At 44.0% G+C, this 877-nt stretch carries 2 protein-coding genes; both read left to right on the top strand.

All coding sequences use genetic code 11. From position 1 onward, the window contains the following. On the top strand, window positions 1-317 hold a 317-nt coding region (locus HMPREF1556_RS04435), incomplete at its 5' end, for a carbohydrate kinase family protein (RefSeq protein WP_021667094.1). 90 nt (window positions 318-407) lie between these two features. Beyond that, window positions 408-877, top strand: a 470-nt coding sequence (locus HMPREF1556_RS04430; RefSeq protein WP_021667093.1) for a helix-turn-helix domain-containing protein, incomplete at its 3' end; no start/stop codon positions are given.

Below are 877 nucleotides of genomic sequence, written 5' to 3'. Positions count from 1 at the left end.
TGATTCGTCAGGGGGTTCGATTGGCAGCAGTTACCCTTGGCCGGGATGGTGCATTGATTGGAAATGCAAATGGAATTGTAAAAGCAGAAGGTTTTTCATCTCAGGTGGTGGATACAACCGGTGCCGGAGATTCCTTCTGGGGCGGTTTCACTGCATCTTTCCTTCAGGCAGAAACAGAACCGGAACACCTGACCCGCGGACAGATGATAGAATTTGGCCGTGTGGGAAATGCGGTGGCAAGCTTGTGCGTGGAACACCGCAGCGGAATCTCGGCTATTCCGGAGATGGAGGAGATTAAAGAGAGGCTGGGAAAATAGAATAAAATTAAGAAGGGGCTGTCGCACTAAATGAATGTACCGACCCCCAATTGTTAGACGATAATCTAACGATTGGAGGTCGGTATTTTTATGGCTAAATATAGCTATGAATTTAAGAAACAGATTGTTCTAGAATACTTGAAAGGCGATGGTTCATATCTCTGTCTATCGAATAAGCACGGTATATCCAACCAGGCTCAATTACAAAAATGGGTAGCTGCCTATAAAAAGTTTGGTGATGATGGTTTAAAAAGATCACGCAATCAAAAGATTTACTCTTTCGAAGAGAAGTTTTCTATAGTAGAGTCTTATTTAACAAGTGAACTCTCATATCAGGAGCTGGCTCTACAAGTTGGGATTAATAATCCTGCGTTGGTTAATCGATGGGTCAATGAGTTTAAAGCTGCCGGGCCTGATGCTTTGAGAACGCACAAGAAAGGCCGAAAGAAAACATTGAGTAAATCAAAAGACAGTAAGCGAGCTCAGGAAATCCAGGAAGCTAAGGTTGATACCAGTGCAGAGCACGTCCGGGAACTAGAGGATGAACTTCTTAAGCTCCG

Origin of the sequence: Porphyromonas sp. oral taxon 278 str. W7784 (assembly GCF_000467855.2) — a bacterium.
Taxonomy (GTDB): Bacteria; Bacteroidota; Bacteroidia; order Bacteroidales; family Porphyromonadaceae; genus Porphyromonas.
This window is presented reverse-complemented; position numbering and strand designations above follow the sequence as displayed.